The sequence below is a fragment of the Enterobacter cloacae complex sp. genome (assembly GCF_900322725.1).
Lineage (GTDB): Bacteria > Pseudomonadota > Gammaproteobacteria > Enterobacterales > Enterobacteriaceae > Enterobacter > Enterobacter quasihormaechei.
Window position 1 is genome coordinate 1,788,445 of the sequence record NZ_LT991957.1, and the last position, 25,084, is coordinate 1,813,528.

Consider the following 25,084-nt stretch of genomic DNA (forward strand, 5'->3'; position numbering starts at 1 on the left):
TCAGTAAATCCTCTGGTAAAATGAACTACCATATACTGAATTTTTAGTGTTCCTCTCTGCAATTTTTTGCTGTTCTTTCAGCCCCTGTCTAAGGCAATCTATAAGATCATTTGATAATCTGTGCTGTTTGTCGATAACATTTAAAGTAGAAGCAACAATTATACCTAATGCGACTATACAAACTATTTGCCCCCAAACAGGAACAGCCGCACTCGCTACAAATGATGATACGAACCACACAGCCCCCCTTCCAGCCAATCTCGAAATAAAAACCCCCACAATGACTTTAGCCACGTCCATCGTGACATTCCCCAGAAATGCGGCGACGTCATGCTCGGATTTAAAGATCAACTCCACCAGCCGCCAGCAAGCTGAAAACCAGATGCAGAATCTGGCTCCCGACATAATACCGTTTCGAAACCCGGCACTACCTATACCCACCTCGAGCACTTTGGGATGATTAATCCGGTAACGCGTTCCGTTAAGAATGCGTCGTAGAGAAGGGTAGCCCGTAATCTTTACATACAGCTTTCCCCGATAAACATACTGTGTGGCTTTGATCCCAAAGCCTTTTAGCGTGAAAACAATCTTTCCAGCCTGCTGATAAGAAAAGAGTTTTGACAGACTTTTAGCCGCAGAAACCGTCTCTTTGATGTTACCGGCATAGGTTGTGGAAAAGCTGACAGGCTGACTACCTAACAAATCGTCAACCACCCCCTGCGCCTCGTCAGGCGTGAGCAGCATAATGTGATGAGCATTGTTGACCAGACTATTTTTCAGCTGCCTGATTTCATTTTCGAAACGCTGATTACGCTGCCAGTTATTTCCTTTGAGAATATCTTCACGATGATCCCTTATCCAGTCCGAATACCCTTTCATCTTAAGTCCTTAAAAAACTCGTGCATCCCAGATACTGTAGGCGCTGGTTCCAGCAATACGATGCTCCCAGGCAATAGATTCGTATGACAGCTCTATGATTTCCTCTGGCTGCCCCTCGCTATCATTTATGGTATGCGGCACTTGCAAATGGATGCTGGATATTCTGGCATTAATCAGTTTTAACACATAATAACACTCGTTTAATCCCGTCTGGCTGGTACGATAGAAGTGAAATTCACAGCTTAACGTTTCATTATCAGTAATCGCTTTTCCTAATAAAGGGGAAGACTTGTCCACGGGCTTAATAAATGTCAGGCACTGGTGGTTCACATTTTTTGCACGGCTCATGCCGTGATGAACAGCCATGACCATTATTTGATCCTGGTGAGCAGGCTGTGCTTTATTGCCTATGGAATTCACAGAAGCACATCCAGCAGAAATCATGCCCTGAGACGTTCCCTTTAAAGTCAACCACATTATATTCGCCATATGAATCTCTCAACCTCTTTCAAAATAAATGCTTATGCTTGAAATGGCATAACATTATTAGAGTATTGAAATACACATGGAAGAATAGTGATGCAAGCGAAACTTTCACCAACTAAAAAAATTATGGCTACGACATAATTACAAAAATATTAATCAGGAATATATTTGCTGGCTATTATATATGCCAGTTTGATTTATTGTTGGCACTGACGTAAAGAACGCAGTGCCGCCCGGCGTCACAGCTCCGGTTCAAACCCTTCAAACCGCGACCCTTTGTAGCTCAACGTACCTTTCTCTCCCACGGTCAGTTGATGGTACTGCTGCGCCTCCAGGCGGAAGGTCATCTCCAGCCCGCCGGTTTCCGGCTTAAAGCTTGCTTCATAGCGCATCGTTGTCCCCGCAGGCGTCACCTGCTGCTGGCGAGAGCGGCGGTCGTTAAGCGGTTTCTCGCGTTTGTTCGCCACCACCACGCGCTTATGCAACAGCGGCGCGGCATCGTTGTCGGCCTTCTCACGGCGCTGCTGCACGAAGCGAAACGAGGCGGCAATGACGATAATCGCCACCACGATAATGAAAAACAGCGGCATCTTGCTCATTGAAAAATCCCATCAGATTATGCGGAATTCAGGATACCTCGCCTGCCCCGGCATTGCCAAACGCCCGCTCGCGTCACTACACTGGATCAGAAACTGATTATTCAGCCTCAACAGTTACAGGGAGTTAATATGCTTTGGTCATTTATCGCTGTCTGTTTTTCCGCATGGCTTTATGTCGATGCGTCCTACCGTGGCCCAGCCTGGCAGCGCTGGTTGTTTAAACCCGTCACGCTATTGCTCCTGCTGTTGCTTGCCTGGCAGGCCCCCATGTTCAATGCCATCAGCTATCTGGTCCTCGCCGGGCTGTGTGCCTCCCTGATTGGCGATGCCTTAACCCTGCTGCCGCGCCAGCGCCTGCTGTACGCCGTAGGGGCGTTCTTCCTGTCGCATCTGCTTTACACCATCTATTTTGCCAGCCAGATGACGCTCTCCATCTTCTGGCCGCTGCCGCTGGTGCTGCTGGTGATTGGCGCCTTGCTGATCGCGGTGATCTGGTCGCGTCTGGAGGAGATGCGTCTGCCGGTGTGTACCTTTATCGCCATGACGCTGGTGATGGTGTGGCTGGCCGGTGAGCTGTGGTTCTTCCGCCCAACCTCACAGGCAATGTCTGCTTTCTTCGGGGCCGCGCTGCTGCTGCTCGGCAATATCGTCTGGCTGGGTAGCCACTATCGCCGCCGCTTCCGCGCGGATAATGCGATTTCCGCTGCCTGTTACTTCGCCGGACACTTCCTGATCGTGCGTTCGCTGTATATCTAAATAACGCTTGACTCTGGAGTCGACTCCAGAGTGTATGCTGCGGTTAATGAGAAAATTATCATTACCGGAGACTGCCATGTCGACTCCAGAAACACCTAAAAAAGTTCCACAGTTCTCGGCACTTAAGCTCAGCCCGGTTCCGGCAAAAGACGACTGCTGCTGCGAAGGGACGTGCGAAACACCAATCCAAACGCTTCCTGAAAGCGGCAACCGCTACAGTTGGGTAGTCAACGGTATGGACTGCGCGGCCTGCGCCCGCAAGGTAGAAAACGCGGTGAAGCAGGTACCGGGCGTGAACCACGTTCAGGTCCTGTTCGCCACCGAAAAGCTGCTGGTCAGCGCCGAAATAGACGTCAGCAAGCAGGTTGAAGCCGCCGTCAGCAAGGCGGGCTATACCCTGCGCAGCGAAACGGCGCCTGCCGAAAAAACCTCTCCCCTGAAAGAAAACCTGCCGCTCATTACCCTCATCATCATGATGGCCCTGAGCTGGGGGCTGGAACAGGTTAACCACCCGTTCGGCAACCTGGCGTTTATCGCCACCACGCTGGTCGGCCTGTTCCCCATTGCCCGACAGGCGCTACGCCTGATGCGGAGCGGAAGCTGGTTTGCCATCGAAACGCTGATGAGCGTGGCGGCCATCGGCGCGCTGTTCATTGGCGCGACGGCGGAAGCGGCGATGGTGCTGCTGCTGTTCTTAATCGGCGAACGCCTTGAAGGCTGGGCGGCGAGTCGGGCGCGTAAGGGGGTGAGCGCGCTGATGGCGCTGAAGCCGGAAACCGCCACGCGCGTGATAGACGGTACTCGTGAAACGGTCGCCATTAACGCCCTGCGCCCGGGCGACGTGATTGAAGTGCCCGCAGGTGGACGTCTGCCAGCCGATGGGGCGCTCGTTACCGCCACCGCGAGCTTTGACGAAAGCGCCCTGACCGGGGAATCCATTCCTGTAGAGCGTGCGGCGGGTGAAAAGGTACCTGCGGGCGCCACCAGCGTTGACCGTCTGGTGCAGCTTACGGTGCTTTCTGAACCGGGCGACAGCGCCATTGACCGCATCCTGAAGCTGATTGAAGAAGCCGAGGAGCGCCGCGCGCCGGTCGAACGCTTTATCGACCGCTTCAGCCGGATTTACACGCCCGCCATCATGCTGGTGGCGCTGCTGGTCACCATCGTTCCACCGCTGTTCTTCGGCGCGCCGTGGGAGGGCTGGATTTATAAAGGGCTGACCCTGCTGCTGATCGGCTGCCCGTGCGCACTGGTGATCTCCACCCCGGCAGCGATTACCTCCGGGCTGGCAGCGGCGACACGCCGCGGGGCGCTGATTAAGGGCGGCGCGGCGCTGGAACAGCTGAGCCAGATCCAGCACATCGCCTTTGATAAAACCGGTACGCTCACCGTCGGCAAACCGCAGGTGACCGGGGTGTATCCGCAGGATATCAGCGAAAATGAACTGCTTACTCTGGCCGCCGCCGTGGAGCAGGGCTCCACCCACCCGCTTGCGCAGGCGATCGTGCGTGAAGCGCAGGCACGCGGGCTGGCTATTCCTTCAGCAACCGCTCAGCGAGCGCTGGTCGGGTCAGGGATTGAAGCCGTGGTCGAGGACAAAAAAGTGCTGATTGTCGCGGCGGGCACGCGCTCTACGCCACAGGTTGAGGCGCTGGAGCAGGCCGGTCAGACGGTCGTTGCCGTGATGCAGGACGGCGTACCGATGGGCATGCTGGCCCTGCGCGACACCCTGCGTGACGATGCGAGAGACGCCGTCGAGGCGCTGCACAGGCTGGGCGTGCAGGGCGTGATCCTGACCGGCGATAACCCGCGCGCGGCGGCCGCAATTGCCGACGAGCTGGGGCTGGCGTTTAAGGCCGGATTACTGCCTGCGGACAAGGTCAGCGCGGTAACTGAACTGAACAGCCACGCCCCGCTGGCGATGGTCGGTGACGGGATAAACGATGCCCCGGCGATGAAGGCCTCAACCATTGGCATTGCTATGGGCAGCGGCACCGACGTGGCGCTGGAGACCGCCGACGCGGCGCTAACGCACAACCGCCTGACCGGGCTGGCGCAGATGATAGATCTTGCGCGGGCGACGCGGACCAACATTCGCCAGAACATCGGCATTGCGCTGGGGCTGAAGGGCATTTTCCTGGTCACTACGCTGCTCGGCATGACCGGGCTGTGGCTGGCGGTGCTGGCGGATACCGGGGCGACGGTGCTGGTCACGGCGAACGCATTGAGGTTATTACGACGCCAATAAAAACGCCCGGTGGCGGCTGCCCCTTACCGGGCCTACAACGGCTCTGAACCGTAGGCCGGGTAAGGCGCAGCCGCCACCTGGCAAACAACGGCGTCACTGCATCCCTAACATCCTCGGCAGCCACAATGATATCGCCGGGATATACGTCACCATCCCCAGCACCACCAGCAGGATGCCGTAGAACGGCAGCATCGCCCGCACCACGGTTTCAATCTTCTGCTTGCTTACCGCGCTCGCCACAAACAGCACCGACCCGACCGGCGGGGTGATCAGCCCGATCCCCAGGTTAACCATCATGATCATCCCGAAGTGCACCGGGTCGATCCCCAGCGCGTTGGTCACCGGCAGCAGCACCGGCGTCAGGATCAGAATGATCGGCGCCATGTCCATCAGCGTGCCAATCAGCAGCAGCATGACGTTGAGATACATCAGGATCACGTACTTGTTATCGGACAGCGACGTGAAGAACTCGGTGATGCGCATCGGCAGCTGCATGTAGGTCATTACCGCACCAAACGCTGCGGCAAAGCCGATTAAAATCATCACGATGGTGACGGTTTTCACCGTGCGGCACATCAGCTTCGGCAGTTCGCTCCATTTGTAGTCGCGGTAGATAAACATGGTGACGAAAAACGCCCACAGGCAGGCCACGGCGGCAGATTCGGTGGCGGTAAAAATCCCGGACAAGATCCCGCCGAGGATAATCACCACCGTCATCAGCCCCCACAGGGCATCGAGCATGATTTTCAGCGCCTGCCTGAACGGGATTTTGTCCCCCTTCGGGTAGCCGCGCTTGCGGGCGAAGCACAGGCAGAGCACCATCAGGCTCACGCCCAGCAGCAGGCCCGGCAATACGCCCGCGATAAACAGCGTGGCGATGGAGACCGTGCCCCCCGCCGCCAGGGAGTAAATCACCGAGTTGTGGCTGGGCGGGATTAAAATCGCCTGTACCGACCCGCTGGCCGTTACCGCCGCCGCGTATTCGCGCGGGTAGCCCTTCTTCTCCATCTCCGGGATCATCACGCTGCCGATGGACGCCGTATCCGCCACCGACGAGCCGGAAATCGCGCCGAAGAACGTTGAAGCCACGATGTTCACCAGCGACAGCCCGCCGCGAATAAAGCCGACAAACACGTAGGCGAAATTCACAAGACGCCGTGCAATGCCCCCTTCCGCCATGATCGCCCCGGCAAGAATGAAGAACGGGATCGCCAGCAGCGTGAATTTGTTCACCCCGCTGGTGATCTGGATCATCAGCGCCTCCAGCGGCAGGTCAATCCACAGCGCGCCCGCGACGGCGCTCAGGCCCACGGCGAAGGCCACCGGCATCCCCAGCGCCAGCAAAATGGCGAGGGTGAATAACAAAATAAAAGCATCCATTGTTCACCCCTTAACTGTGGTTGCCGATCAGCACGACCGGACGGTTTTCCTGCGAGCCAAACAGCAGGCGTTCAAGCACAAACAGGATCAAAATCGCCGATCCGACAGGCAGCGGCAGATAGCTCTCGCCGGAGGTCAGGAGCGGAAACTCCGCCACCGGTTGCTCCCACAGCTCGACGCACAGCCAGTAGCTGTACCAGCACATCAGGCCAGAGATCAGCAGCATCAGCAGGTCCACCGTCCGCGCGCACAGCCTTTGCAGCGATACGGGCAGACGGTCGGTGAGCATGTTGACCGCAATATGCGATCCGGCGCGGTAGCTCACCGCCGCGCCGATAAAGGTAAACGTCACCATGCAGATAATGGCGACGGGCTCCGGCCAGGATTCGCCGCGGTTGAGCACGTAGCGTGAGAAGATACCGATGGGGATGACAATCGTCATCACCAGCAGCGAGACACCCGCCACCGCCATGGCGAGCAGGTACAGACGGTCCATCCACTTCAGGTAGAGTTCGGACATACGTACTCCGGATCACTGAACGTCGGCGATGGCTTTCATCAGATCCTGATGCTTGTCGCCATACTGCGCGCGCACCGGCTCTGTCGCCTTGATAAACACCGTTTTATCAATATCGTGGAACTGCACGCCGCCGGCCTTCATTTTCGCCAGCGCCTGGTCGTTATAGGCATTCCACAGCTTGCGCTGCTCTAACTGCGTTTCACGGGCCAGGGTCAGGATCTTCTGCTGCTCGTCAGCGCTCAGTTTGTCCCATTTCACTTTGGAGTAGAGCAGCATTTCCGGGGTGATGAAGTGGCCGCTCAGCGTGTAGTTTTTCGCAACCGGCATATAGTTGTGGGCGACAAAGGTTGGCGGGTTGTTCTCCGCACCGTCAATCACCCCGGTCTGCATGCCGCTGTACACCTCGCTGACGCCCATCGCGATTGCGTTCGCCCCCATCGCTTTCAGCGTGGCCAGCGCCACCGGGCTACCCTGCACGCGGATTTTCTTCCCTTTCAGATCGTCCGGCTTGACGATCGGCTCTTTGGTGATCAGGTTGCGGGTGCCGGAGTCCATCCAGCCGAGGAACACCAGACGCGATTTCGGGTTGGCGGTGAGCTTGTCGCCGATCTGCTTGCCGATATCCCCGTCGATCACCTTGTGCATGTGGTCCTCATCGCGGAACACGTAGGGCAGCGTAAACACTTCGATATCCGGCAGGATGGCGGCAACCGGCGCCATGGAGACGCGGATCATATCAATCGCCCCCATCTGCGCCTGCTCAATCATCTGCTTTTCATCCCCCAGCACGCCGCCGGGAAAGACCTTAATCTCCAGCTTGCCGTCGGTTTGTTGTTTGAGTTTTTCACCCATCTGCTGAACCGCCACCACGTTCGGGTAGCCTTCAGGATGCACATCGGCGGCTTTAATGGTTTGCGCGGAAACGGTGCAGGCAAAAGCAGACAGGCACAGAGCGGCCAGTAACGGCTTGAGGGTCGTTTTCATTCAGTCAACTCCAGGGTAGTGAGATAAGCGTTAAAACGGTGTTTTAGTTTTTGACGTTTAAAAATTAGACTACGGCTGGAAAAGGGAGGGTGAAGCGCCTCACAAAAGCGCGAAATTTTGAAACGATGGTTCGAAATTGTGATGGGTGCTTGTCGGGTGGCGGCTGCGCCTTACCCGACCTACTACACCCGTAGGCCCGTGCAAGCGAAGCGCCGCCGGGCATCAGGCCGCACCTACCCCTTACGAATCACATACCGGTACGGCAGGGTTTCCGTTTGCTGCGCCACCAGTTCGTGTTCCATAAAGGTACAAAAGCCGGGGATATCGCGGGTGGTGGCCGGATCGTCAGCGACGATCAGCAGCGTTTCGCCGCTCTGCATGTTACGTACGGTTTTACGCACCATCATTACCGGCTCCGGGCAACGGAGGCCCTGGGCGTCAAGCGTGTGGTCTGGGCTGGAAAACAGATCGGTCATTTTCTTCTCGTTCAGGTAAAAACGGCTGTAGTTTACGCCCCGCTATCGTCAATGCAAACCAGGTTAACGATTGCGTGAAAATTAGCCATTGCAAAGTGCGGTCAAAGCAGTATCATGCGGCGGCTTTATTGGGTTCCCTCACCCCAAATATTAATCAAAAAGGTACAATATGAACTCCTTTACACAATCGCAGCGCGTCAAAGCGTTGTTCTGGCTTTCGCTATTTCATTTGCTGGTGATCATCTCCAGTAACTATCTGGTACAGCTCCCTATCTCCATTTTTGGTTTCCATACCACCTGGGGCGCATTCAGTTTTCCGTTTATTTTCCTCGCGACCGATTTAACCGTGCGTATCTTTGGCGCACCGCTGGCGCGGCGGATTATTTTTGCGGTGATGATCCCGGCGCTGTTCGTCTCCTACGCCATCTCCTCCCTGTTTTACATGGGTAGCTGGCAGGGCGTTGAAGCGCTAACGCATTTCAACCTGTTCGTCGCGCGTATTGCCGCCGCCAGCTTTATGGCCTATGCCCTGGGGCAGATCCTCGATGTTCACGTCTTTAACCGCCTGCGTCAGAATCATCGCTGGTGGATGGCACCGACGGCGTCGACGCTGTTCGGTAACGTGAGCGATACGCTGGCCTTCTTCTTCATTGCCTTCTGGCGCAGCCCGGACGCCTTCATGGCAGAACACTGGATGGAAATTGCCCTTGTGGACTACGCCTTTAAGGTGCTTATCAGCCTGGTTTTCTTCCTGCCGATGTACGGCGTGCTGTTGAATATGCTGCTGAAAAGGCTGGCAGATAAATCTGAAATCGCCGCATTACAGGCAGGTTAAGGGTTCGCTTTATCAGTTGTGATAAGATGAACGAATGAGCCGCTATGGCCGTTTATCGAAAGGAAGAAGTCAATGCGCAATCTGGTTAAATATGTCGGGATTGGCCTGCTGGTTGTTGGCCTTGCAGCCTGTGATAACAGCGACACCAAAACGCCTGCTCAGGGCGCGTCAGCAGAAAGCAACGCCACCGGTCAGCCGGTGAGCCTGATGGATGGCAAACTCAGTTTCTCTCTGCCTGCGGATATGACCGATCAGAGCGGTAAGCTGGGCACCCAGGCGAACAACATGCACGTCTATTCCGATGCCACCGGCCAAAAAGCGGTCATTGTGATTGTCGGTGACGATACCAGCGAAGATCTGGGCGTGCTGGCCAAACGTCTGGAAGACCAGCAGCGCAGCCGCGACCCGCAGCTTCAGGTGGTCACCAATAAGTCGATTGAACTGAAAGGCCACACGCTGCAACAGCTGGACAGCATCATCTCCGCCAAAGGCCAGACCGCGTACTCCTCCGTGGTGCTCGGCAAGGTGGATAACAAACTGCTGACCATGCAGATCACCCTGCCGGCAGACAATCAGCAGAAAGCGCAGAGCGCCGCTGAAAACATCATTAACACTCTCGTGATCCAGTAATCGTTCACCGGGATACCGTGGCCTCCGTCGCTTGCGCCGGGGGCCATTTTTTTGGCACGACTTTCAGACTAACGCTCCAGACGAAGCACTTCCGGCGCACTACAATTAACGAGCCCCCCGGAAAAAGGAATTCTTATGACTGCCAGCCCGCCCGATAAAGCCGGACTTCATATTTTACTCAAACTCGCCTGCCTGGTGGTTATCCTTGCGGGTATCCACGCGGCAGCGGATATCATTGTTCAGCTTCTGCTGGCGCTGTTTTTCGCCATCGTCCTCAACCCGCTGGTGACATGGTTTTTACGCCGGGGCATCAGCCGCCCGGTCGCCATCACCATTGTGGTTATCGTAATGCTGATTGTGCTGACGGCGCTGTTCGGCGTGCTCGCCGCCTCGCTGAGTGAATTTTCCACTATGCTGCCGCAGTACAATAAAGAGCTGACGCGCAAGCTGGTCGATCTCCAGCGAATGATGCCGTTCGTTAATCTGCATATTTCACCGGAGCGAATGCTGCGCCGGATGGATTCCGAGAAGGTCATGACCTACGCCACCACGTTAATGACCGGGCTTTCCGGGGCGATGGCCAGCATTCTGCTGCTGGTGATGACGGTGGTGTTTATGCTGTTCGAAGTGCGCCACGTGCCGTATAAGCTGCGTTTTGCCCTGAACAATCCGCAGATCCACATTGCCGGCTTGCACCGCGCGCTGAAGGGCGTGTCCAAATATCTGGCGCTGAAAACCCTGCTTAGCCTGTGGACCGGCGTGATTGTCTGGCTGGGGCTGGTACTGCTGGACGTGCAGTTCGCGCTGATGTGGGGCGTGCTGGCGTTTTTACTGAACTACGTGCCCAATATCGGCGCGGTGCTTTCTGCCGTCCCGCCGATGATCCAGGCGTTCCTGTTTAACGGTTTTTATGAGTGCATGCTGGTGGGGGCGCTGTTCCTTGTCGTGCATATGGTACTGGGCAATATTCTCGAACCGCGCATGATGGGCCACCGCCTGGGCATGTCGACGATGGTGGTGTTTTTATCATTACTGATCTGGGGATGGCTCCTGGGACCGGTGGGCATGTTGCTCTCCGTACCGCTCACCAGCGTCTGTAAAATCTGGATGGAAACCACCAAAGGAGGCAGTAAACTCGCCATTCTGCTGGGGCCGGGTCGGCCAAAAAGCCGTTTGCCGGGATAACCGGGTGAGCAATGTGGCGCTTTAGATTATATTATGGGGGAAGCCCGCCCGATTGATTGCGAATTTATACAGAGCAATAACTTTGCCTTTGGCGGCATCAATACCTCGATAATCATTAAACGCTGGGCGTAACTATGTACCAGTTTGTACTGGGAAAGATCTCCACCCTTAGCGCGGACCCGCTGGCGTCAACGCTCGCAGACATGGCACCTCAGGGTGCGCGACACGCTTCCTGGCTTGCAGGCCGGACGCTGCTCGCCAGAACCTTATCCCCTTCTCCGCTTCCCGAGATAATCTACGGCGAGCAGGGGAAACCGGCCTTCGCTAACGGTCATCCGCTGTGGTTTAACCTGAGCCACTGCGGGGACGACATTGCCCTGCTGCTGAGCGATGAAGGTGAAGTTGGCTGCGATATTGAAGCGATTCGGCCGCGTTCGAACTGGCAGGCGCTGGCGAATGCCGTCTTCAGCCTTACCGAACATGCCGAGCTGGAACGAGAAGCGCCGGAAGAGCAACTTTCCGCCTTCTGGCGCATCTGGACGCGCAAAGAGGCCATCGTCAAGCAGCGTGGCGGCAGCGCGTGGCAGATTGTCAGCATTGACAGCACCGCCCAGTCGCTTCCGGTCAGCCAGCTACGCTTCGGCTCGCTGAGCCTGGCGGTCTGTACCCCTACGCCCTTCACCCTGACGGCAGAATCAATCGCTTATTGCGGTACCTCTGCGGCATAAAAAAACGGCCATTCCGGTTAATTCCGAAATGGCCGATGTGCATTTAACGCGTTGCGAAGCTTATTTCAAATTTTCAGGGAAGTTTGCTGGCAGCTCGCTGGCCGCACATGCAATCACGGTGTCATCGTTAGCACCACAATCGCGAACGAAGGTGATGGTGGCAAATTCATCAATTACTTCAGTCGGATAGGCCGGTCCGGCATCACGGTAGCTGTTCATCAGCGGAATGTGATCGTTCTGGAAGCAGACGGTTTTTTCCGGATTGTTCATGACCCAGCGCGGGAAGAAAATGGTGCCGTGGAACAGGCTGTCGCCCAGGTTCACAATCAGGCTAACGTCGGTACCGGTTGGCTCGGTCCAGGAAATTTTATAGATGCTCTCCCCGACGCGGACGATGTACGCCTGCTGATCTTTCACCCAACGATTACCCACCAGACCGCTGTGAATACGGTAGTCGAGCGTGTTCTCGTTTTTGACGTAAATTTCGTAGTTCCAGCCGTTATCGTAGGTATAAACCAGATGTTTGCCGACGAAGCCGCTTAAGTCATGTTTGTCGAAGGTGTTCATAAGATGTCTCCTTTGTTTTGATGAAACTATCGTACCCCTTCAAAAAATGAATGAATAACGCTATGTTTGAATCAAATTCATCCAAAATTTAGATTGATCATGCATAAGACGACGCTAGAACAATGGGCCCTGCTGGAGAGAGTAGTCGAGGCTGGCAGCTTTGCCAGAGCAGCAGAAGAGACGCACCGCAGCCAGTCATCGGTTAGCTATAACCTGTCGCTGTTGCAGGAACGGCTTGGCGTGGCACTCTTAATGACGGAAGGCAGGCGGGCCGTGCTGACCCCGGCGGGTGAGCTGTTGCTGAATCAGGTGAAGCCGCTGCTGAAAGCCTTCGCCTATGTTGAAACCCGCGCTGCGACCCTGCGCAGCGGGATGCGAACCCGTATTGATTTGATGGTAGACAGTATTTTTCCGCGCAGCCGGCTGTTCGCTATTTTGCGGCAGTTTCAGCAGCGGTATCCGCAAACGCAGGTGCGGCTCACCGAGGTGCTGGAAAACAGCCGCGCGGACGCGCTCAATGATGAAGCCGACGTGATGGTCTTAACCCGCCGCCAGGACGTCACCGGGCTGGGCGAATGGCTGATGAATATCGATTTTGTTGCCGTTGCGCATCACGCGCACCCGCTGTTCGCGCTGGATACACCGCTTAATGACGAGACGTTACGCCCGTGGCCGCGCATTCAGATCGCAGACAGCCAGCCCACCGTTCGCCCCGCCGGGGAGTCGTGGACCTTCTCAACCATTGATGCCGCGATCGAAGCGGTGATGTATCAGGTTGGATACGGCTGGCTACCGGAAGAACGTATTCAGGCCCCGCTCCAGCAAGGCATCCTCAAAACCCTGCCGCTCAGCCACGGCGTACGTCGCGCTACGCCGCTGCACCTCATCGTCAAACGCTCCCTCAGCCCGCTGGACGAGCAGGTTGAGACGTTGTTGCGCCTTTTTAAGCAGGATCCGTCATCGTCACCTGCTACGCTTTAAGTTTTGAACCAGAAGACGACAAGGAGCGAACGATGAAAATCGACTTAACGGGAAAAGTGGCGCTGGTGACCGCGTCCACCGGCGGTATAGGGTTTGCCATCGCCCGCGGGCTGGCGGAGAGCGGTGCGGAAGTGATCGTGAACGGGCGCAGCATCGACTCGGTGAACAAAGGCATTCAGGCCTTACAGCAGGTGGTGCCTGGCGTGCAGGTCCGTGCCGCCATCGCCGATATGAGCTCGCAGGAGGGCGTTGACGAACTGCTCAGGATTGCCACGCACGTCGATATTCTGGTGAATAACGCCGGGATTTATGGTCAGCAGGATTTTTATTCCACCGACGACGAGACCTGGGAACGCTACTGGCAAACCAACGTGATGTCCGGCGTGCGCCTCTCCCGCGCCCTGCTGCCTGGCATGGTGCAAAAAGGCTGGGGTCGGGTGGTGTTTATCTCGTCAGAATCGGCCTGCAATATTCCGGCGGATATGATCCACTATGGCGTAACGAAAACAGCCCAGCTTTCGCTGGCGCGCGGTCTGGCGAAGTTTGTGGCGGGCAGCGGCGTCACGGTGAACAGCGTGCTGCCGGGCCCGACGATGTCGGACGGCTTTGCCGCGATGATGAAAGACGAGATCGAGAGAACCGGCAAATCGCTGGAGCAGCTGGCGAAAGCGTTCGTGATGGAGAATCGCCCCAGCTCGGTGATTCAGCGCGCCGCCACGGTGGAAGAAGTGGCCAACATGGTCGTTTACGTTTGTTCGATGCAGGCCTCCGCGACTTCCGGCGCGGCGCTGCGCGTTGACGGTGGCGTAGTGGATGACATCGTTTGACCCGTCAGGCCACAGGTTCGAGAAAAAATGAGATCGGATAGAAGGACTGCGAAGGTAAAGCAGGTAAACTAGTGAACAGAATGTGTATTTCAGCTAAGACGTATTTATGACCAATATGATTGCCGACGAAGCCGTGGCAAAGTCCAGCGTGCTCTCTGTCTTTGACTTTGATGGTACGTTGACGCACCACGACAGCTTTATTCCTTTCCTGCGCTTTGCCTTTGGCAAGCGCTACTTTGCTGGCCGACTGGTGCGCATGGCCCTGCCTACGCTGCACTGCGTGCGCCGCAAGCTGACGCGTGATGAACTGAAAGAGGTGCTGATCAAAACCTTCCTGACGGGCGTGGATGAACACTGGTTACGTCAGCAGGCGGAAGCCTTCTGTGAAAAATACTGGAGCAAGCTGATGCGCCCGGAAGGGGTCATGGCCGTCGCCAACGAAGTCAATTCTGGTGCGGAAGTGACGATTTGCTCCGCCTCCCCGGCGCTGGTATTGCAGCCGTGGGCCGATAAGCTCGGCATTAAGCTGATTGGCACGCAGCTGGAAGTGAAGGACGGCAAGCTGACCGGGCGGATCACCGGCCATAACTGCCGTTGTGCGCAGAAGGTGGCGAGGCTGGAGAAGGTGTATGGGGATTTGAACGCATATCACCTGCGCGCCTGGGGCGACACCCGTGGCGACCACGAGCTGCTGGCGGCGGCGCAGGATCCGCACTGGCGCCATTTCCATCATCCGAGCAAGCGCCGAAATTCACCAATAAGGTAGCCTTTTGCCGGGTGGCGGCTGCGCCTTACCCGGCCTACAACCCAATCGTAGGCCCGGTAAGCGAAGCGCCACCGGGCGGTACATCAGGCCTCACGTTTTCCCGGGAACATCACGCTCGCAATAATCCCCAGCGCCAGTACCCCCAGCACCACAAACAGGCTTGCCGTGGCACCGATGTTATAACCGTGATGCCAGAAGTGGTCGGTCGCATTAAGCCCCAGCTTGAACGCCACGAAGAACAGCAGCAGCACGACCGCTTTCTCCAGATGCACCAGATACTGCTTCAGCGCCTCCAGCACGAAGTAGAGGGTACGCAGGCCGAGGATCGCGAACATCATTGCGCTGTAGATAATCAGCGGCTCGCGGCTGACGGCAATGATGGCGGGAACGGAGTCGAACGCGAACATCACGTCGGACAGCTCTACCACCGCCACGCAGAGCAGCAGCGGCGTCGCGTAGCGCTTCGCCTTCTTCACGCGGCCTACCATCACATCCTTGTTTTCAGGCTTCTCCAGCTCGGCATCCACCTCTTTCTGGGTCAGGATAAACGCGTGGCTGCTGATTTTTGGCCAGACCGGATAGAAGCGTTTTACCAGGCGGTACGCCAGGTGGTTAGAGTAATCTTCGACTTCATCGCTCTCTTCATTGCGTTTCAGCATCATCACCGCCGTCCAGCCGACGACCAGCGCAAAAATGACCTCAACGTACGGCCCGAGGCTCAGGAGGCTGGTGCCGATGGCCACAAAAATCCCGCGGAACACAATCGCCCCCAGCACGCCCCAGTAAAGCACGCGGTGGCGATACTTATCCGGTACGCCGAACCAGGCGAAAATCGCCATCATCACGAACAGGTTGTCGACGGAGAGCACCTCTTCCAGCGCATAGCCGGTAAGGAACAGACTCGCCATCTCTGCGCCGTGGTGCACGTATAAGAAGCCGGCAAACGCCATGGCCATCATGACCCAGAAGATGGACCACATAGCCGCGCTTTTCAGCGAGATAGGTTTATCGTGACGGTGCATGAAGAGGTCGATAAACATCGCCCCAACGGCCATCACCACAAAGACAACAACGGTTTCCGTCGGGAAACCGAGATGAGCAGCAGACATAGACAACCCTTTTAAGAAGACAAAACATAACACCATGCAGGCTGGCGTAGACCAGAAGTGAGAATGGGGGAACGTGTTATCCGCATCTACCCCACTAAACCGCAGCTCTGTGGCTGCGCAAGGTGTGTACTTTACCTCACAACGTAGGGTGGTGCATCTGTCGTTTAGGCGCATTTAGCAGAGCGCGTTATCTGTGAGTCACGTCTTATTTACATCATTTAAACCTTCCATTAACTGGATAAAAAGAACGCGCCGACGCTATAGTGGTTTTGTTTAATAAAACTGAGTTGTACCTGATAAAACCAAGAACAGACCCTGCGAGGAACTCATGACAGAACATATTCGTAATGGCGTTGCCGCCACTGAGGACATAGAACGAAAGACTATGCGCAAGGTGATCTGGCGCATTCTCCCGTTTCTGATAGTCAGTTATCTGGTCTCTATTATCGATCGCGGCAATATTGGCATGGCTTCGCTACAGATGAATGAGGATCTCGGCCTCAGCAAAGCGGCGTTTGGCTTCGCCAGCAGTCTCTATTTCGTGGCGTATTTTCTGTTTGAAGTTCCAAGCAATCTGGCGATGCAGAAGGTGGGCGCACGTCTGTGGATCCCCCGCATTATGATCAGCTGGGGGGTGGTATCCATGTGCATGGCACTGGTACAAAACACCACGTCGCTTTATATCGTGCGTTTTCTGCTGGGAGCCGCTGAAGCGGGCTTTTTCCCCGGCGTCGTACTCTTTTTGACCTGGTGGATCCCTGCCCGCTACCGTGCGCGAATTATCGCGTCCTTTATGGTCGCGATCCCGCTGGCCAATTTTATCGGCTCGCCGCTGTCGGGGTTGATTCTCTCACTGGACGGCTGGTTAGGTCTGCGCGGCTGGCATCTGCTGTTTATCATTGAAGGCTTACCCGCGGTTCTGCTGGGTATTGCCGCCTGGTTTGTTCTTCGCGATCGCCCGCACCAGGCTAACTGGCTTAACGCGGAGCAGAAAAAATGGCTGGAAACAACGCTTGAAAGCGAGCGTCAGCAGCAAAAAAATATCGGCCACCAGACAACGTGGCAGCTGCTCCGGCATCGTCAAATCTGGCTGCTGGCGCTGATTTACGCAGGCGCGTCCTCAGCAGGCACCACCATCAGCGTCTGGTCACCGCAGCTGCTGAAATCGTTCCATCTTGATAATCTGGAGACGGGTCTGCTCAACGCCATTCCTTACGGCCTGGCATCCGTACTGATGATTGTCTGGGGACGGAGTTCTGACCGAACCAATGAACGCCGCTGGCATACCGCGCTGACGCTATTCATGATTGCCGCAGGCGTAGTTGCCGCATTTGTCAGCGTCTCTCTTTCTGCCACCCTTATTATTTTGAGCATCATGCTGATAGGCGCGTATTCAATGAAGGGGCCGTTCTGGGCGCTGGCGTCAGGCTGGATGAGCAGCACGTCGGCTGCTGCGGGGCTGGCCGCAATTGGCGCCATCGCTAACCTTATCGGCGGCGCGGTGATGGTCAACGCTTACGGCATCATTAACGAGCGGACGGGTAGCCACACGCTGGCCATGCTTCCTCTGGCTGCGCTGTGCGTCGCGGGGGGTGTCGCAGTGTTGGTGATGGGACGCCAGGCCCGCAATGCGCATCTGCATGAAAAACAGGTCACTCATTAGACATAAAACAGCGGGACGCCCGTCCCGCTTTATGCTCAGAGGCTCTCTTCCGCAGCGTCTTGCGTTTCCCCATAAAACTGCTGGCAGAAAGCCTTACTCGCCCCCATTTTCTGCGACAGGCGACTGGCAGTGGCGTGCATCAGCTGGCTGATCCCCTGTTCACGGCGATCTTCAGTCAGTCTGGAGATGGGCCCGGTCAGCGCCAGCGCCGCAATCAGCTTGTCATTGACGCCGAAGACGGGCATCGCAAACGCCGCGGTATGCGGGTCTCGGGCACCTGCGGTATAGAGCGGAACAGCGGGCTCCCCCTCTGGTAGCGCATCATTAAGGCCCCAGTGGCGAAGCACTTTACTGATGGCAGAATCGTCCAGCGGAAACTGAGTACCCGGCAGATTACTGTGGCGTAGCCCGTGGGAGGCTTCCGCACGGAACAGGCACAAACGTTGCCCGCCTTCTAACACATACCAGCTAGCGCTCTCCTGAGAGGCCTGAGATAACGCCTGAAGCTCAGGCTGCACCACCCGGGAAAGATGAAAAGATTGCTCATAAAGCTTACCGAGGTAAAGCAGACGTGGGCCAAGCGCGTAATTGCCGTCATCGTGCCTGACGACATAGTTCATTCGTTCAAGCGAATTCATTAACCGGTAAACCGTGGTTTTGTGATAACCCGATAGCTGCGCCAGCGCGGTCAGCGTCAGGCTCTCATCGCCGGGACGGAAGCAATCCAGTAAAGCCAGCGCTTTTTCGACCGCCACAACGCCTTCATTACCCATCATCATCTCCTTTTCTGCTCGGCAGTGAGTGTACCTCAATTTTTGTGAGTCACTTCGTGTTTACATCACAAACGCCGTTGCAGATCTGGCTAAAGGAAAAGCTACACCGCTATAGTTGTTTTGTATTGTACACATGCATTGTACACAGTAAAACAATATGGAGGCATTCATGTCCGTTTCAGAAAAACCATTCATTAACCGACAGTTCGAACGCGTGTCGACCGAAGAGGTTCACCAGGCCGCTGAGTATCAGGCCGCTATCCTCGCGGATGTTGCCGGCCGCCGCGGTACGCTGCACGGTCGTATCAAACCGCTCGCACCTCAGATGGCCGTTGCGGGCCCGGCTGTCACCGTGGAGGTGCGCCCGGGAGATAATCTGGCCATCCATGCCGCAATGGCCGTCGCCCAGCCTGGCGATGTGCTGGTTATTGACGGCAAAGGCGACCTGACCTGTGCGCTGCTCGGCGAGATTATGGCGACTCAGGCCCAGGCAAGTGGGATCGCGGGCATCATCATTGACGGAGCGGTACGTGATGCCGATACCCTGAGTAAAGGGCATTACCCCGTCTTCGCCGCCGGTCTAAACCCCTGTGGCCCGACAAAATCCATTCCTGGCCGGGTTAATCACCCCATCTCTATCGCTGGAGCGACGGTTCGGGCCGGGGATCTGATTGTTGCGGATATCGACGGCGTGGTGGCGATCCCGCGTGATGAAGTGCAGGCCGTTATCGCCATGGCCAAAGGGAAACTCGAAACAGAGACCCGACGTCTTGCCGCTATTCGTGAGGGCGATTTGCGTCCACACTGGCTTAACGACGCGCTGCGCAAGGCGGGCATGTTATCTGACGGGGAGACGCTGTAATGGCAGGCAAACGCGTTGTACTGGTTACCGGATGCGACCTGGCAGACCAGGCTGTAAACATGCTGCGAGACTTTGACGTGGTGTATGCAGGACGTCAGCCCACAGAAAATGAGCTGGTTACGCTGTGCGAGCGGCACAATCCTGTGGCCATCCTGGTGCGTTACGGCAGGATAACCGCACGGATTATGGATGCTGCCCCCGCATTACAGGTTATATCGAAACACGGAAGCGGCATTGACGTGATAGACCAGCCAGCGGCAGCGGCGCGTAATATCGCCGTACGTTCCGCCCCCGGTGCCAATGCGGCAGCGGTTGCGGAACATACCTGGGCATTAATTCTTGCCTGTGCCAAATCCGTGGTTGTCCTTGATAAGCGCCTGCGCGACGGGCACTGGGATAAAGCCACGCACAAATCGATCGAGCTGGAAGGCATGACGCTGGGGCTTATCGGCCTGGGGGCGATTGGCTCGCGGGTGGCGAACGTGGGGCTGGCATTCGGCATGCAGGTTGTGGCGTACGATCCTTACGCTAAAACGATGCCTTCAGGCTGTGATCGGGCAAACACCTTAGCCGACCTGCTTTCCCGTGCCGATGTTATCTCCCTGCATTGCCCGCTCACTGACGACAACAGAGGAATGATTAACGCAGACACGCTCGCCCACTGTAAGCCGAACGCTATTCTGGTGAACACGGCGCGCGGCGGGTTGATTAACGATGACGCCTTGCTCAGGGCGCTAAAGGATGGAACCTTGCACAGCGCGGCACTCGACAGCTTTACCAGCGAGCCTCTGACCGCCCCGCACAGGTGGCAGACCGTCGATAACGTCATCATCTCGCCGCATATTGGCGGCGTCAGCGAGGCGTCATACGTCAGGATGGGAACCGTGGCCGCCAGCAATATTCTGGACGTTGTGTGCGTGGCTGACGATGCCACCGTCAGCCCGTGAAGCGCATTGATAAATGACAGCGCCCGCTTGTCACTTATCCTCAGCGAGTGCCTGCGCGCATGCCCAGGCACTGGCCCACGCCCACTGGAAGTTATACCCGCCGAGCCAGCCGGTCACGTCCATCACTTCGCCAATGAAGTAGAGACCCGGCACGTTGCGGGCTTCCATTGTGCGGGATGAGAGTTCGTTTGTATCCACGCCGCCCAGCGTCACTTCCGCCGTGCGGTAGCCCTCGGTGCCGTTTGGCTGTACGCGCCAGTTCGTCAGCGTTTCCACCAGCGTTTCCTGCTCGCGGCTGTTCAGCTGCTTAAGCGACACGTCCGGGATCTGCCCCAGCGCCTGCAAACATTCCACCAGACGCTTCGGCAGCTGCATTGCCAGGGTATTTTTCAGGCTTTGATTCGGGTGCGCAGCGCGCTGTTCGTTCAGGAACGCGTCCAGATCGCAGTCCGGTACCAGGTTTACGGAGACAAACTCTCCCGGTTGCCAGTAGCTGGAGATCTGCAACACCGCCGGCCCCGAGAGGCCGCGATGGGTAAAGAGCAGGTTTTCGCGAAATACCGTGCCGTCTTCGGCCGTAATAACCGACGGCACAGACACGCCGGAGAGCGTCTGAAGCTGTTCCAGCAGCGGCTTATGCAGCGTGAACGGTACCAGCCCGGCGCGGGTGGGCAGCACCTTCAGGCCAAACTGCTCGGCGATTTTGTAGCCGAACGGTGAGGCGCCAAGACCCGGCATTGAAAGGCCGCCGCTGGCGATCACCAGATTATCGGCGCTGACGGTTTCACCGTTGAGTTGCAGCGTGTAGCCCTGCTCGACGCGGGCGACCTCGAGCACTTCCGTCCGCAGGCGCATGACCACGCCGCCTTTCTCGCACTCGGCCACCAGCATATCAACGATTTGCTGGGCGGAGTCGTCGCAGAACAGCTGTCCCAGCGTCTTCTCATGCCACGCGATACCGTATTTACCCACCAGTTCGATAAAGTCCCACTGGGTGTAGCGCGCCAGCGCAGATTTACAAAAATGACGGTTCTGGCTCAGATAGGCCGCCGGTTCGACATAGAGATTGGTAAAATTGCAGCGCCCGCCGCCGGACATCAGGATCTTGCGGCCAGGCTTTTTTCCGTTATCCAGCAGCAGCACGCGACGACCCGCTTGTCCGGCCATTGCCGCACAAAACATACCCGCCGCACCGGCGCCAATTACTACGGCATCAAACCTTTCCACGTCAAAATCCTCTTCGTTAACTGCCGCGGATTGTAAAGTTTCCTCAGTGGTCGCACCAGCGTAAAAAGATATTACAAAGCCATTTCATTGATATTTAAAGATTATCCTTTCAGGCACATTTCTCAAATCAGGTGGTATGTCAAAAAAAGTCTATATTTCACTTTGCCCGTTGCGCATTTGTCCTGGATAATGCGCCGCGTTCATGTCCTCAAAATGGCGTAACGTCCTATGCTACATTTGTTTGCCGGCCTGGATTTACATACCGGGCTTTTATTATTGCTTGCTCTGGTTTTTGTGCTGTTTTACGAAGCGATCAACGGCTTCCACGACACTGCAAACGCAGTTGCAACGGTTATCTACACTCGCGCAATGCGATCGCAGCTTGCGGTCGTTATGGCGGCGGTATTTAACTTTTTTGGTGTCCTCCTGGGCGGACTGAGCGTTGCGTATGCCATTGTGCATATGCTGCCAACGGATCTGCTTCTTAACGTGAGTTCCGGTCATGGCCTGGCCATGGTGTTCTCAATGCTGCTTGCTGCCATTATCTGGAACCTCGGTACCTGGTATTTCGGCCTGCCGGCATCCAGCTCTCACACCCTTATCGGCGCGATTATCGGTATTGGGTTAACTAACGCCCTGATGACCGGTACCTCGGTTGTTGATGCGCTGAACCTGCCTAAAGTACTGGGCATTTTCGGCTCTCTGATCATCTCTCCTATCGTCGGTCTGGTGGTGGCGGGTGGCTTGATCTTCATCCTGCGTCGCTACTGGAGCAACACGAAGAAACGTGCGCGTATCCACCTGACGCCAGCAGAGCGTGAAAAGAAAGACGGCAAGAAAAAGCCGCCGTTCTGGACGCGTATCGCGCTGATCGTTTCCGCTATCGGCGTGGCCTTCTCTCATGGCGCGAACGATGGTCAGAAAGGCATTGGTCTGGTGATGCTGGTTCTGATTGGCGTCGCACCGGCGGGCTTCGTGGTTAACATGAACGCCTCTGGCTACGAGATCACCCGTACCCGTGATGCGGTAAACAACGTTGAAACGTACTTCCAGCAGCATCCTCAGCTGCTGAAGAAAGCGACCGGCGTAGACCAGCTGATCCCTTCTCCTGACTCTGGCGCACTGACAGCACCGGGCGAGTTCCATTGCCACCCGGCAAACGCGATTAACGCGCTGGAACGTGCGAAAGGCATGCTGGCCGATATCGAAAGCTACGACAAACTGGCTGTTGAACAGCGTGGTCAGCTGCGTCGCATCATGCTCTGCATCTCCGACGTGACCGATAAAGTCGCGAAGCTGCCAGAGGTGACTGCCGACGACAAACGTCTGCTGAAGAAACTGAAAGGCGATATGCTTAACACCATTGAGTACGCGCCAATCTGGATCATCATGGCGGTCGCGCTGGCGCTGGGTATCGGTACGATGATTGGCTGGCGTCGTGTGGCGACCACCATCGGCGAGAAGATAGGTAAGAAAGGCATGACCTATGCGCAGGGTATGTCCGCGCAGATGACGGCGGCGGTGTCTATCGGTCTGGCGAGCTACACCGGTATGCCAGTATCAACCACCCACGTACTCTCTTCGTCCGTGGCAGGTACCATGATTGTTGACGGCGGCGGTTTACAGCGTAAAACCGTGACCAACATTCTGATGGCCTGGGTGTTCACCCTCCCGGCGTCCATCCTGCTGTCCGGCGGTCTGTACTGGATTTCGCTGAAGCTGATTTAACCGGCTGAAGGCGACAAAAAAGCGGGTCAGGAAACTGGCCCGCTTTTTTTATGCTCAGTGCCAAATCATCAGTGCAATCATACTCACCACAACCAGGCCACACAGGGCGCTGGTCAAAATGAACTGACGACGCAGGCGCTCGCAGCGACGGATAAACTCTTCATCGTGGTGATCGCGGTAGCGCTGGTAATAGATGTACCCCACCAGACGCATCTGTTTGCTGGGCTGTCCATGCGAGGTGAAGAACCCTCCACCGTCCACGTACTGATAAAGCAGCGGATCGCAACCACGAAGTACCACTAACAGCGCACGTAACGATGAGAAGTAGCGCGCCATATTCACTATGCAAACTACGCATAACGCCCAAAACAATGCGACGGTGCTAATCATACATCCTCCCCGGCGTCCGCCCATGAAGCAAGGCTCCTGAGCTACCGCACCCCAATGCCCTGACAGACAGTTCAGTGAAAGAATGACTAAAAGTCGATCCGGTTCGCGTTTTAATATCCGAACGGCTCATTAAATAGTGTAGGAGATCCGTTAATTTTTTTGCCACAAGGTTAATCGTTATCAACACCAAAGCTTGAAAAATATGTTTAACTGGGCCGTAATGAAAGCATCAGACGACGCTTTCCCATTTAGTCATCGATAACTTAAGGAAGGAGTAACACTATGGCTTACAAACACATTCTTATCGCGGTAGACCTCTCCCCGGAGAGTAAAGTGCTGGTCGACAAAGCAGTATCCATGGCACGTCCCTACAACGCGAAAGTTTCGCTGATTCACGTTGATGTGAATTACTCCGACCTCTACACCGGTCTGATCGACGTGAATCTCGGCGATATGCAGAAACGCATCTCCGAAGAGACTCACCACGCGCTGAGCGAGCTCTCTACCAATGCGGGCTATCCGATCACTGAAACCCTGAGCGGTAGCGGCGATCTGGGTCAGGTGCTGGTTGATGCGATTAAGAAATACGATATGGATCTGGTGGTCTGCGGTCATCACCAGGACTTCTGGAGCAAGCTGATGTCCTCAGCGCGCCAGCTGATTAATACCGTTCACGTGGATATGCTGATTGTTCCACTGCGTGACGAAGAAGACGAGTAAGTGCAAAAAAAGCGGCACTGAATGTAGGCCGGGTAAGGCGAAGCCGCCACCCGGCTTTTTTTATTCCGGCGTCCCCGCATAAATATCAAACCGGTGCCCTTTGGTGGTCACCGCGTTGGTCGTGGCAACGTCCGCCAGCGGCGGCGCGTAGTCCGGACGCTTTACCACCACCCGCTTCGTCGCGAGCTGACGAGCAGGCTCCAGCAGGCCATCTGCATCCAGATCCGGCCCCACCAGCGACTGAAACACCCGCATCTCTTTCTTCACCAGCGCGCTTTTCTGCTTGTGCGGGAACATCGGGTCGAGGTAGACCACCTGCGGGCGCGGAGTGATATCCGTCAGCGCCGTCAGGCTTGACGCGTGGATCAGCTGCAAACGTTCCTGCAACCACGGGCCGATTTCCGGGTCCGCATAGCCTCGCGTCAGCCCGTCGTCGAGTAGCGCGGCGACAACCGGATTACGCTCAAGCATCCGCACCCGGCAGCCCACCGACGCCAGCACAAACGCATCGCGCCCCAGCCCCGCCGTGGCATCCACCACGTCAGGCAGATAGCTTCCCTTAATGCCGACCGCTTTGGCCACCGCTTCGCCGCGACCGCCGCCGAACTTACGCCGGTGCGCCATCGCGCCGCCGACAAAATCGACAAAAATCCCGCCGAGCTTCGGCTCGTCGCGCTTGCGAAGCTCCAGATGTTCCGGCGTCATCACCAGCGCCATCAGGTTGTCTTCATCATGTTCCAGCCCCCAGCGGGCCGCCAGAACAGATAAGGCGCCGTTCCCGGCGCCCGTTTCATCCACTAAGCAGATCTTCACGTAGC

27 protein-coding genes and 1 pseudogene are annotated in these 25,084 nt (G+C 56.3%); 15 read left to right on the forward strand and 13 right to left on the reverse strand.

All coding sequences use genetic code 11. The features are described 5' to 3' along the window. From DBR02_RS09080 to DBR02_RS09090, 3 genes are all read right to left on the reverse strand, one after another. Positions 1–879, reverse strand: a complete 879-nt coding sequence (locus tag DBR02_RS09080; RefSeq protein ID WP_107534132.1) for a hypothetical protein — start codon at positions 877–879, stop codon at positions 1–3. Between the two features lie 9 nt (positions 880–888). Continuing rightward, entirely contained in the window at positions 889–1,368 is a 480-nt protein-coding gene (locus tag DBR02_RS09085; protein WP_107534134.1) for an Hcp family type VI secretion system effector, read from the reverse strand. Between the two features lie 236 nt (positions 1,369–1,604). Then, entirely contained in the window at positions 1,605–1,964 is a 360-nt protein-coding gene (locus DBR02_RS09090; RefSeq protein ID WP_063865367.1) for a DUF2500 domain-containing protein, read from the reverse strand. 129 nt (positions 1,965–2,093) lie between these two features. On the opposite strand from DBR02_RS09090, the gene DBR02_RS09095 reads away from it, so the two are divergent. Then, positions 2,094–2,720: a lysoplasmalogenase gene (locus DBR02_RS09095; RefSeq protein WP_063865366.1), complete on the forward strand. Its 627-nt coding sequence runs from the start codon at positions 2,094–2,096 to the stop codon at positions 2,718–2,720. A 76-nt stretch (positions 2,721–2,796) separates the two neighbouring features. Further along, positions 2,797–4,968, forward strand: coding sequence for a Zn(II)/Cd(II)/Pb(II) translocating P-type ATPase ZntA (gene zntA, locus DBR02_RS09100; RefSeq protein WP_107534136.1), 2,172 nt, complete (start codon positions 2,797–2,799; stop codon positions 4,966–4,968). A 93-nt stretch (positions 4,969–5,061) separates the two neighbouring features. Here zntA and DBR02_RS09105 read toward each other — a convergent pair whose 3' ends face one another. The 4 genes from DBR02_RS09105 to tusA form a co-directional block, all read right to left on the reverse strand. Further along, positions 5,062–6,348: a TRAP transporter large permease gene (locus tag DBR02_RS09105; RefSeq protein ID WP_063449991.1), complete on the reverse strand. Its 1,287-nt coding sequence runs from the start codon at positions 6,346–6,348 to the stop codon at positions 5,062–5,064. Positions 6,349–6,358: 10 nt separating this feature from the next. Beyond that, positions 6,359–6,868, reverse strand: a complete 510-nt coding sequence (locus DBR02_RS09110) for a TRAP transporter small permease (RefSeq protein ID WP_063865364.1) — start codon at positions 6,866–6,868, stop codon at positions 6,359–6,361. A gap of 12 nt (positions 6,869–6,880) precedes the next feature. After that, the gene (locus DBR02_RS09115) at positions 6,881–7,852 is read right to left on the reverse strand and encodes a TRAP transporter substrate-binding protein (RefSeq protein WP_107534138.1); all 972 of its coding nucleotides are present in this window, start codon (positions 7,850–7,852) and stop codon (positions 6,881–6,883) included. A 233-nt stretch (positions 7,853–8,085) separates the two neighbouring features. Then, positions 8,086–8,328, reverse strand: a complete 243-nt coding sequence (gene tusA / locus DBR02_RS09120) for a sulfurtransferase TusA (protein WP_023307136.1) — start codon at positions 8,326–8,328, stop codon at positions 8,086–8,088. Between the two features lie 169 nt (positions 8,329–8,497). Here tusA and DBR02_RS09125 point away from each other — a divergent pair, with 169 nt between their 5' ends. From DBR02_RS09125 to acpT, 5 genes and pseudogenes are all read left to right on the forward strand, one after another. Continuing rightward, complete coding sequence (locus DBR02_RS09125) at positions 8,498–9,163, forward strand: 7-cyano-7-deazaguanine/7-aminomethyl-7-deazaguanine transporter (RefSeq protein WP_063449994.1); 666 nt, start codon at positions 8,498–8,500, stop codon at positions 9,161–9,163. Between the two features lie 72 nt (positions 9,164–9,235). Beyond that, positions 9,236–9,793, forward strand: a complete 558-nt coding sequence (locus DBR02_RS09130; RefSeq protein WP_063865362.1) for a DcrB family lipoprotein — start codon at positions 9,236–9,238, stop codon at positions 9,791–9,793. Positions 9,794–9,928: 135 nt separating this feature from the next. Continuing rightward, on the forward strand, positions 9,929–10,978 hold the full coding sequence (locus DBR02_RS09135; RefSeq protein ID WP_063865361.1) for an AI-2E family transporter: 1,050 nt from the start codon (positions 9,929–9,931) through the stop codon (positions 10,976–10,978). Then, positions 10,979–11,110: pseudogene (locus DBR02_RS26970) on the forward strand (beta-ketoacyl-ACP synthase); the annotation flags it as partial. It lies immediately after the preceding gene. A 2-nt stretch (positions 11,111–11,112) separates the two neighbouring features. Continuing rightward, positions 11,113–11,706 (forward strand): 4'-phosphopantetheinyl transferase AcpT, encoded by a 594-nt coding sequence (acpT, locus tag DBR02_RS09140; RefSeq protein ID WP_063865360.1) that lies wholly within the window; start codon positions 11,113–11,115, stop codon positions 11,704–11,706. A 60-nt stretch (positions 11,707–11,766) separates the two neighbouring features. Here acpT and DBR02_RS09145 read toward each other — a convergent pair whose 3' ends face one another. Beyond that, a complete protein-coding gene (locus tag DBR02_RS09145) occupies positions 11,767–12,273 on the reverse strand; it encodes a phenolic acid decarboxylase (protein ID WP_063449998.1) in 507 nt (168 codons plus the stop codon). Positions 12,274–12,372: 99 nt separating this feature from the next. Between DBR02_RS09145 and DBR02_RS09150 the strand changes: the two genes are divergently transcribed. From DBR02_RS09150 to DBR02_RS09160, 3 genes are all read left to right on the forward strand, one after another. Beyond that, positions 12,373–13,254 (forward strand): LysR family transcriptional regulator, encoded by an 882-nt coding sequence (locus DBR02_RS09150; protein WP_107534139.1) that lies wholly within the window; start codon positions 12,373–12,375, stop codon positions 13,252–13,254. A 32-nt stretch (positions 13,255–13,286) separates the two neighbouring features. Further along, positions 13,287–14,081, forward strand: a complete 795-nt coding sequence (locus DBR02_RS09155) for an SDR family NAD(P)-dependent oxidoreductase (protein WP_107534141.1) — start codon at positions 13,287–13,289, stop codon at positions 14,079–14,081. A gap of 106 nt (positions 14,082–14,187) precedes the next feature. After that, complete coding sequence (locus DBR02_RS09160) at positions 14,188–14,847, forward strand: HAD family hydrolase (RefSeq protein ID WP_074177577.1); 660 nt, start codon at positions 14,188–14,190, stop codon at positions 14,845–14,847. 83 nt (positions 14,848–14,930) lie between these two features. Here the strand turns inward: DBR02_RS09160 and DBR02_RS09165 are convergent, their stop codons facing one another. Continuing rightward, positions 14,931–15,956 carry a TerC/Alx family metal homeostasis membrane protein gene (locus DBR02_RS09165; RefSeq protein WP_023298822.1) on the reverse strand — a complete coding sequence of 342 codons (1,026 nt, stop codon included), beginning with the start codon at positions 15,954–15,956 and terminating at the stop codon, positions 14,931–14,933. A gap of 328 nt (positions 15,957–16,284) precedes the next feature. Here DBR02_RS09165 and DBR02_RS09170 point away from each other — a divergent pair, with 328 nt between their 5' ends. Beyond that, positions 16,285–17,619 carry an MFS transporter gene (locus DBR02_RS09170; protein WP_107534143.1) on the forward strand — a complete coding sequence of 445 codons (1,335 nt, stop codon included), beginning with the start codon at positions 16,285–16,287 and terminating at the stop codon, positions 17,617–17,619. A gap of 35 nt (positions 17,620–17,654) precedes the next feature. Here the strand turns inward: DBR02_RS09170 and DBR02_RS09175 are convergent, their stop codons facing one another. Continuing rightward, positions 17,655–18,392, reverse strand: a complete 738-nt coding sequence (locus DBR02_RS09175; RefSeq protein ID WP_107534145.1) for an IclR family transcriptional regulator — start codon at positions 18,390–18,392, stop codon at positions 17,655–17,657. Between the two features lie 169 nt (positions 18,393–18,561). On the opposite strand from DBR02_RS09175, the gene DBR02_RS09180 reads away from it, so the two are divergent. Next, a complete protein-coding gene (locus DBR02_RS09180) occupies positions 18,562–19,254 on the forward strand; it encodes an RraA family protein (RefSeq protein ID WP_107534147.1) in 693 nt (230 codons plus the stop codon). Next, positions 19,254–20,201 carry a hydroxyacid dehydrogenase gene (locus tag DBR02_RS09185; protein ID WP_107534149.1) on the forward strand — a complete coding sequence of 316 codons (948 nt, stop codon included), beginning with the start codon at positions 19,254–19,256 and terminating at the stop codon, positions 20,199–20,201. Before DBR02_RS09180 ends, DBR02_RS09185 begins: the two co-directional genes overlap by 1 nt. A 30-nt stretch (positions 20,202–20,231) precedes the next feature. On the opposite strand, the gene DBR02_RS09190 is transcribed toward DBR02_RS09185, so the two are convergent. Beyond that, positions 20,232–21,428, reverse strand: a complete 1,197-nt coding sequence (locus DBR02_RS09190) for an NAD(P)/FAD-dependent oxidoreductase (protein WP_107534150.1) — start codon at positions 21,426–21,428, stop codon at positions 20,232–20,234. Between the two features lie 228 nt (positions 21,429–21,656). Between DBR02_RS09190 and pitA the strand changes: the two genes are divergently transcribed. Further along, positions 21,657–23,156: an inorganic phosphate transporter PitA gene (pitA, locus tag DBR02_RS09195; RefSeq protein ID WP_063450006.1), complete on the forward strand. Its 1,500-nt coding sequence runs from the start codon at positions 21,657–21,659 to the stop codon at positions 23,154–23,156. 54 nt (positions 23,157–23,210) lie between these two features. Here the strand turns inward: pitA and uspB are convergent, their stop codons facing one another. Then, a complete protein-coding gene (gene uspB, locus DBR02_RS09200; protein ID WP_003861224.1) occupies positions 23,211–23,546 on the reverse strand; it encodes a universal stress protein UspB in 336 nt (111 codons plus the stop codon). Positions 23,547–23,828: 282 nt separating this feature from the next. Here uspB and uspA point away from each other — a divergent pair, with 282 nt between their 5' ends. After that, positions 23,829–24,266 carry a universal stress protein UspA gene (gene uspA, locus DBR02_RS09205; protein WP_003861223.1) on the forward strand — a complete coding sequence of 146 codons (438 nt, stop codon included), beginning with the start codon at positions 23,829–23,831 and terminating at the stop codon, positions 24,264–24,266. 60 nt (positions 24,267–24,326) lie between these two features. Here uspA and rsmJ read toward each other — a convergent pair whose 3' ends face one another. Next, on the reverse strand, positions 24,327–25,079 hold the full coding sequence (rsmJ, locus tag DBR02_RS09210) for a 16S rRNA (guanine(1516)-N(2))-methyltransferase RsmJ (RefSeq protein ID WP_107534151.1): 753 nt from the start codon (positions 25,077–25,079) through the stop codon (positions 24,327–24,329). Positions 25,080–25,084 lie beyond the last annotated feature (5 nt).

Bases quoted from the DNA above. Each gene is read 5' to 3' on its own strand.
- DBR02_RS09080 (WP_107534132.1), bottom strand. From the start codon at position 879: ATGAAAGGGTATTCGGACTGGATAAGGGATCATCGTGAAGATATTCTC.
- DBR02_RS09085 (WP_107534134.1), bottom strand. From the start codon at position 1,368: ATGGCGAATATAATGTGGTTGACTTTAAAGGGAACGTCTCAGGGCATG.
- DBR02_RS09090 (WP_063865367.1), bottom strand. From the start codon at position 1,964: ATGAGCAAGATGCCGCTGTTTTTCATTATCGTGGTGGCGATTATCGTC.
- DBR02_RS09095 (WP_063865366.1), top strand. From the start codon at position 2,094: ATGCTTTGGTCATTTATCGCTGTCTGTTTTTCCGCATGGCTTTATGTC.
- zntA (WP_107534136.1), top strand. From the start codon at position 2,797: ATGTCGACTCCAGAAACACCTAAAAAAGTTCCACAGTTCTCGGCACTT.
- DBR02_RS09105 (WP_063449991.1), bottom strand. From the start codon at position 6,348: ATGGATGCTTTTATTTTGTTATTCACCCTCGCCATTTTGCTGGCGCTG.
- DBR02_RS09110 (WP_063865364.1), bottom strand. From the start codon at position 6,868: ATGTCCGAACTCTACCTGAAGTGGATGGACCGTCTGTACCTGCTCGCC.
- DBR02_RS09115 (WP_107534138.1), bottom strand. From the start codon at position 7,852: ATGAAAACGACCCTCAAGCCGTTACTGGCCGCTCTGTGCCTGTCTGCT.
- tusA (WP_023307136.1), bottom strand. From the start codon at position 8,328: ATGACCGATCTGTTTTCCAGCCCAGACCACACGCTTGACGCCCAGGGC.
- DBR02_RS09125 (WP_063449994.1), top strand. From the start codon at position 8,498: ATGAACTCCTTTACACAATCGCAGCGCGTCAAAGCGTTGTTCTGGCTT.
- DBR02_RS09130 (WP_063865362.1), top strand. From the start codon at position 9,236: ATGCGCAATCTGGTTAAATATGTCGGGATTGGCCTGCTGGTTGTTGGC.
- DBR02_RS09135 (WP_063865361.1), top strand. From the start codon at position 9,929: ATGACTGCCAGCCCGCCCGATAAAGCCGGACTTCATATTTTACTCAAA.
- acpT (WP_063865360.1), top strand. From the start codon at position 11,113: ATGTACCAGTTTGTACTGGGAAAGATCTCCACCCTTAGCGCGGACCCG.
- DBR02_RS09145 (WP_063449998.1), bottom strand. From the start codon at position 12,273: ATGAACACCTTCGACAAACATGACTTAAGCGGCTTCGTCGGCAAACAT.
- DBR02_RS09150 (WP_107534139.1), top strand. From the start codon at position 12,373: ATGCATAAGACGACGCTAGAACAATGGGCCCTGCTGGAGAGAGTAGTC.
- DBR02_RS09155 (WP_107534141.1), top strand. From the start codon at position 13,287: ATGAAAATCGACTTAACGGGAAAAGTGGCGCTGGTGACCGCGTCCACC.
- DBR02_RS09160 (WP_074177577.1), top strand. From the start codon at position 14,188: ATGACCAATATGATTGCCGACGAAGCCGTGGCAAAGTCCAGCGTGCTC.
- DBR02_RS09165 (WP_023298822.1), bottom strand. From the start codon at position 15,956: ATGTCTGCTGCTCATCTCGGTTTCCCGACGGAAACCGTTGTTGTCTTT.
- DBR02_RS09170 (WP_107534143.1), top strand. From the start codon at position 16,285: ATGACAGAACATATTCGTAATGGCGTTGCCGCCACTGAGGACATAGAA.
- DBR02_RS09175 (WP_107534145.1), bottom strand. From the start codon at position 18,392: ATGGGTAATGAAGGCGTTGTGGCGGTCGAAAAAGCGCTGGCTTTACTG.
- DBR02_RS09180 (WP_107534147.1), top strand. From the start codon at position 18,562: ATGTCCGTTTCAGAAAAACCATTCATTAACCGACAGTTCGAACGCGTG.
- DBR02_RS09185 (WP_107534149.1), top strand. From the start codon at position 19,254: ATGGCAGGCAAACGCGTTGTACTGGTTACCGGATGCGACCTGGCAGAC.
- pitA (WP_063450006.1), top strand. From the start codon at position 21,657: ATGCTACATTTGTTTGCCGGCCTGGATTTACATACCGGGCTTTTATTA.
- uspB (WP_003861224.1), bottom strand. From the start codon at position 23,546: ATGATTAGCACCGTCGCATTGTTTTGGGCGTTATGCGTAGTTTGCATA.
- uspA (WP_003861223.1), top strand. From the start codon at position 23,829: ATGGCTTACAAACACATTCTTATCGCGGTAGACCTCTCCCCGGAGAGT.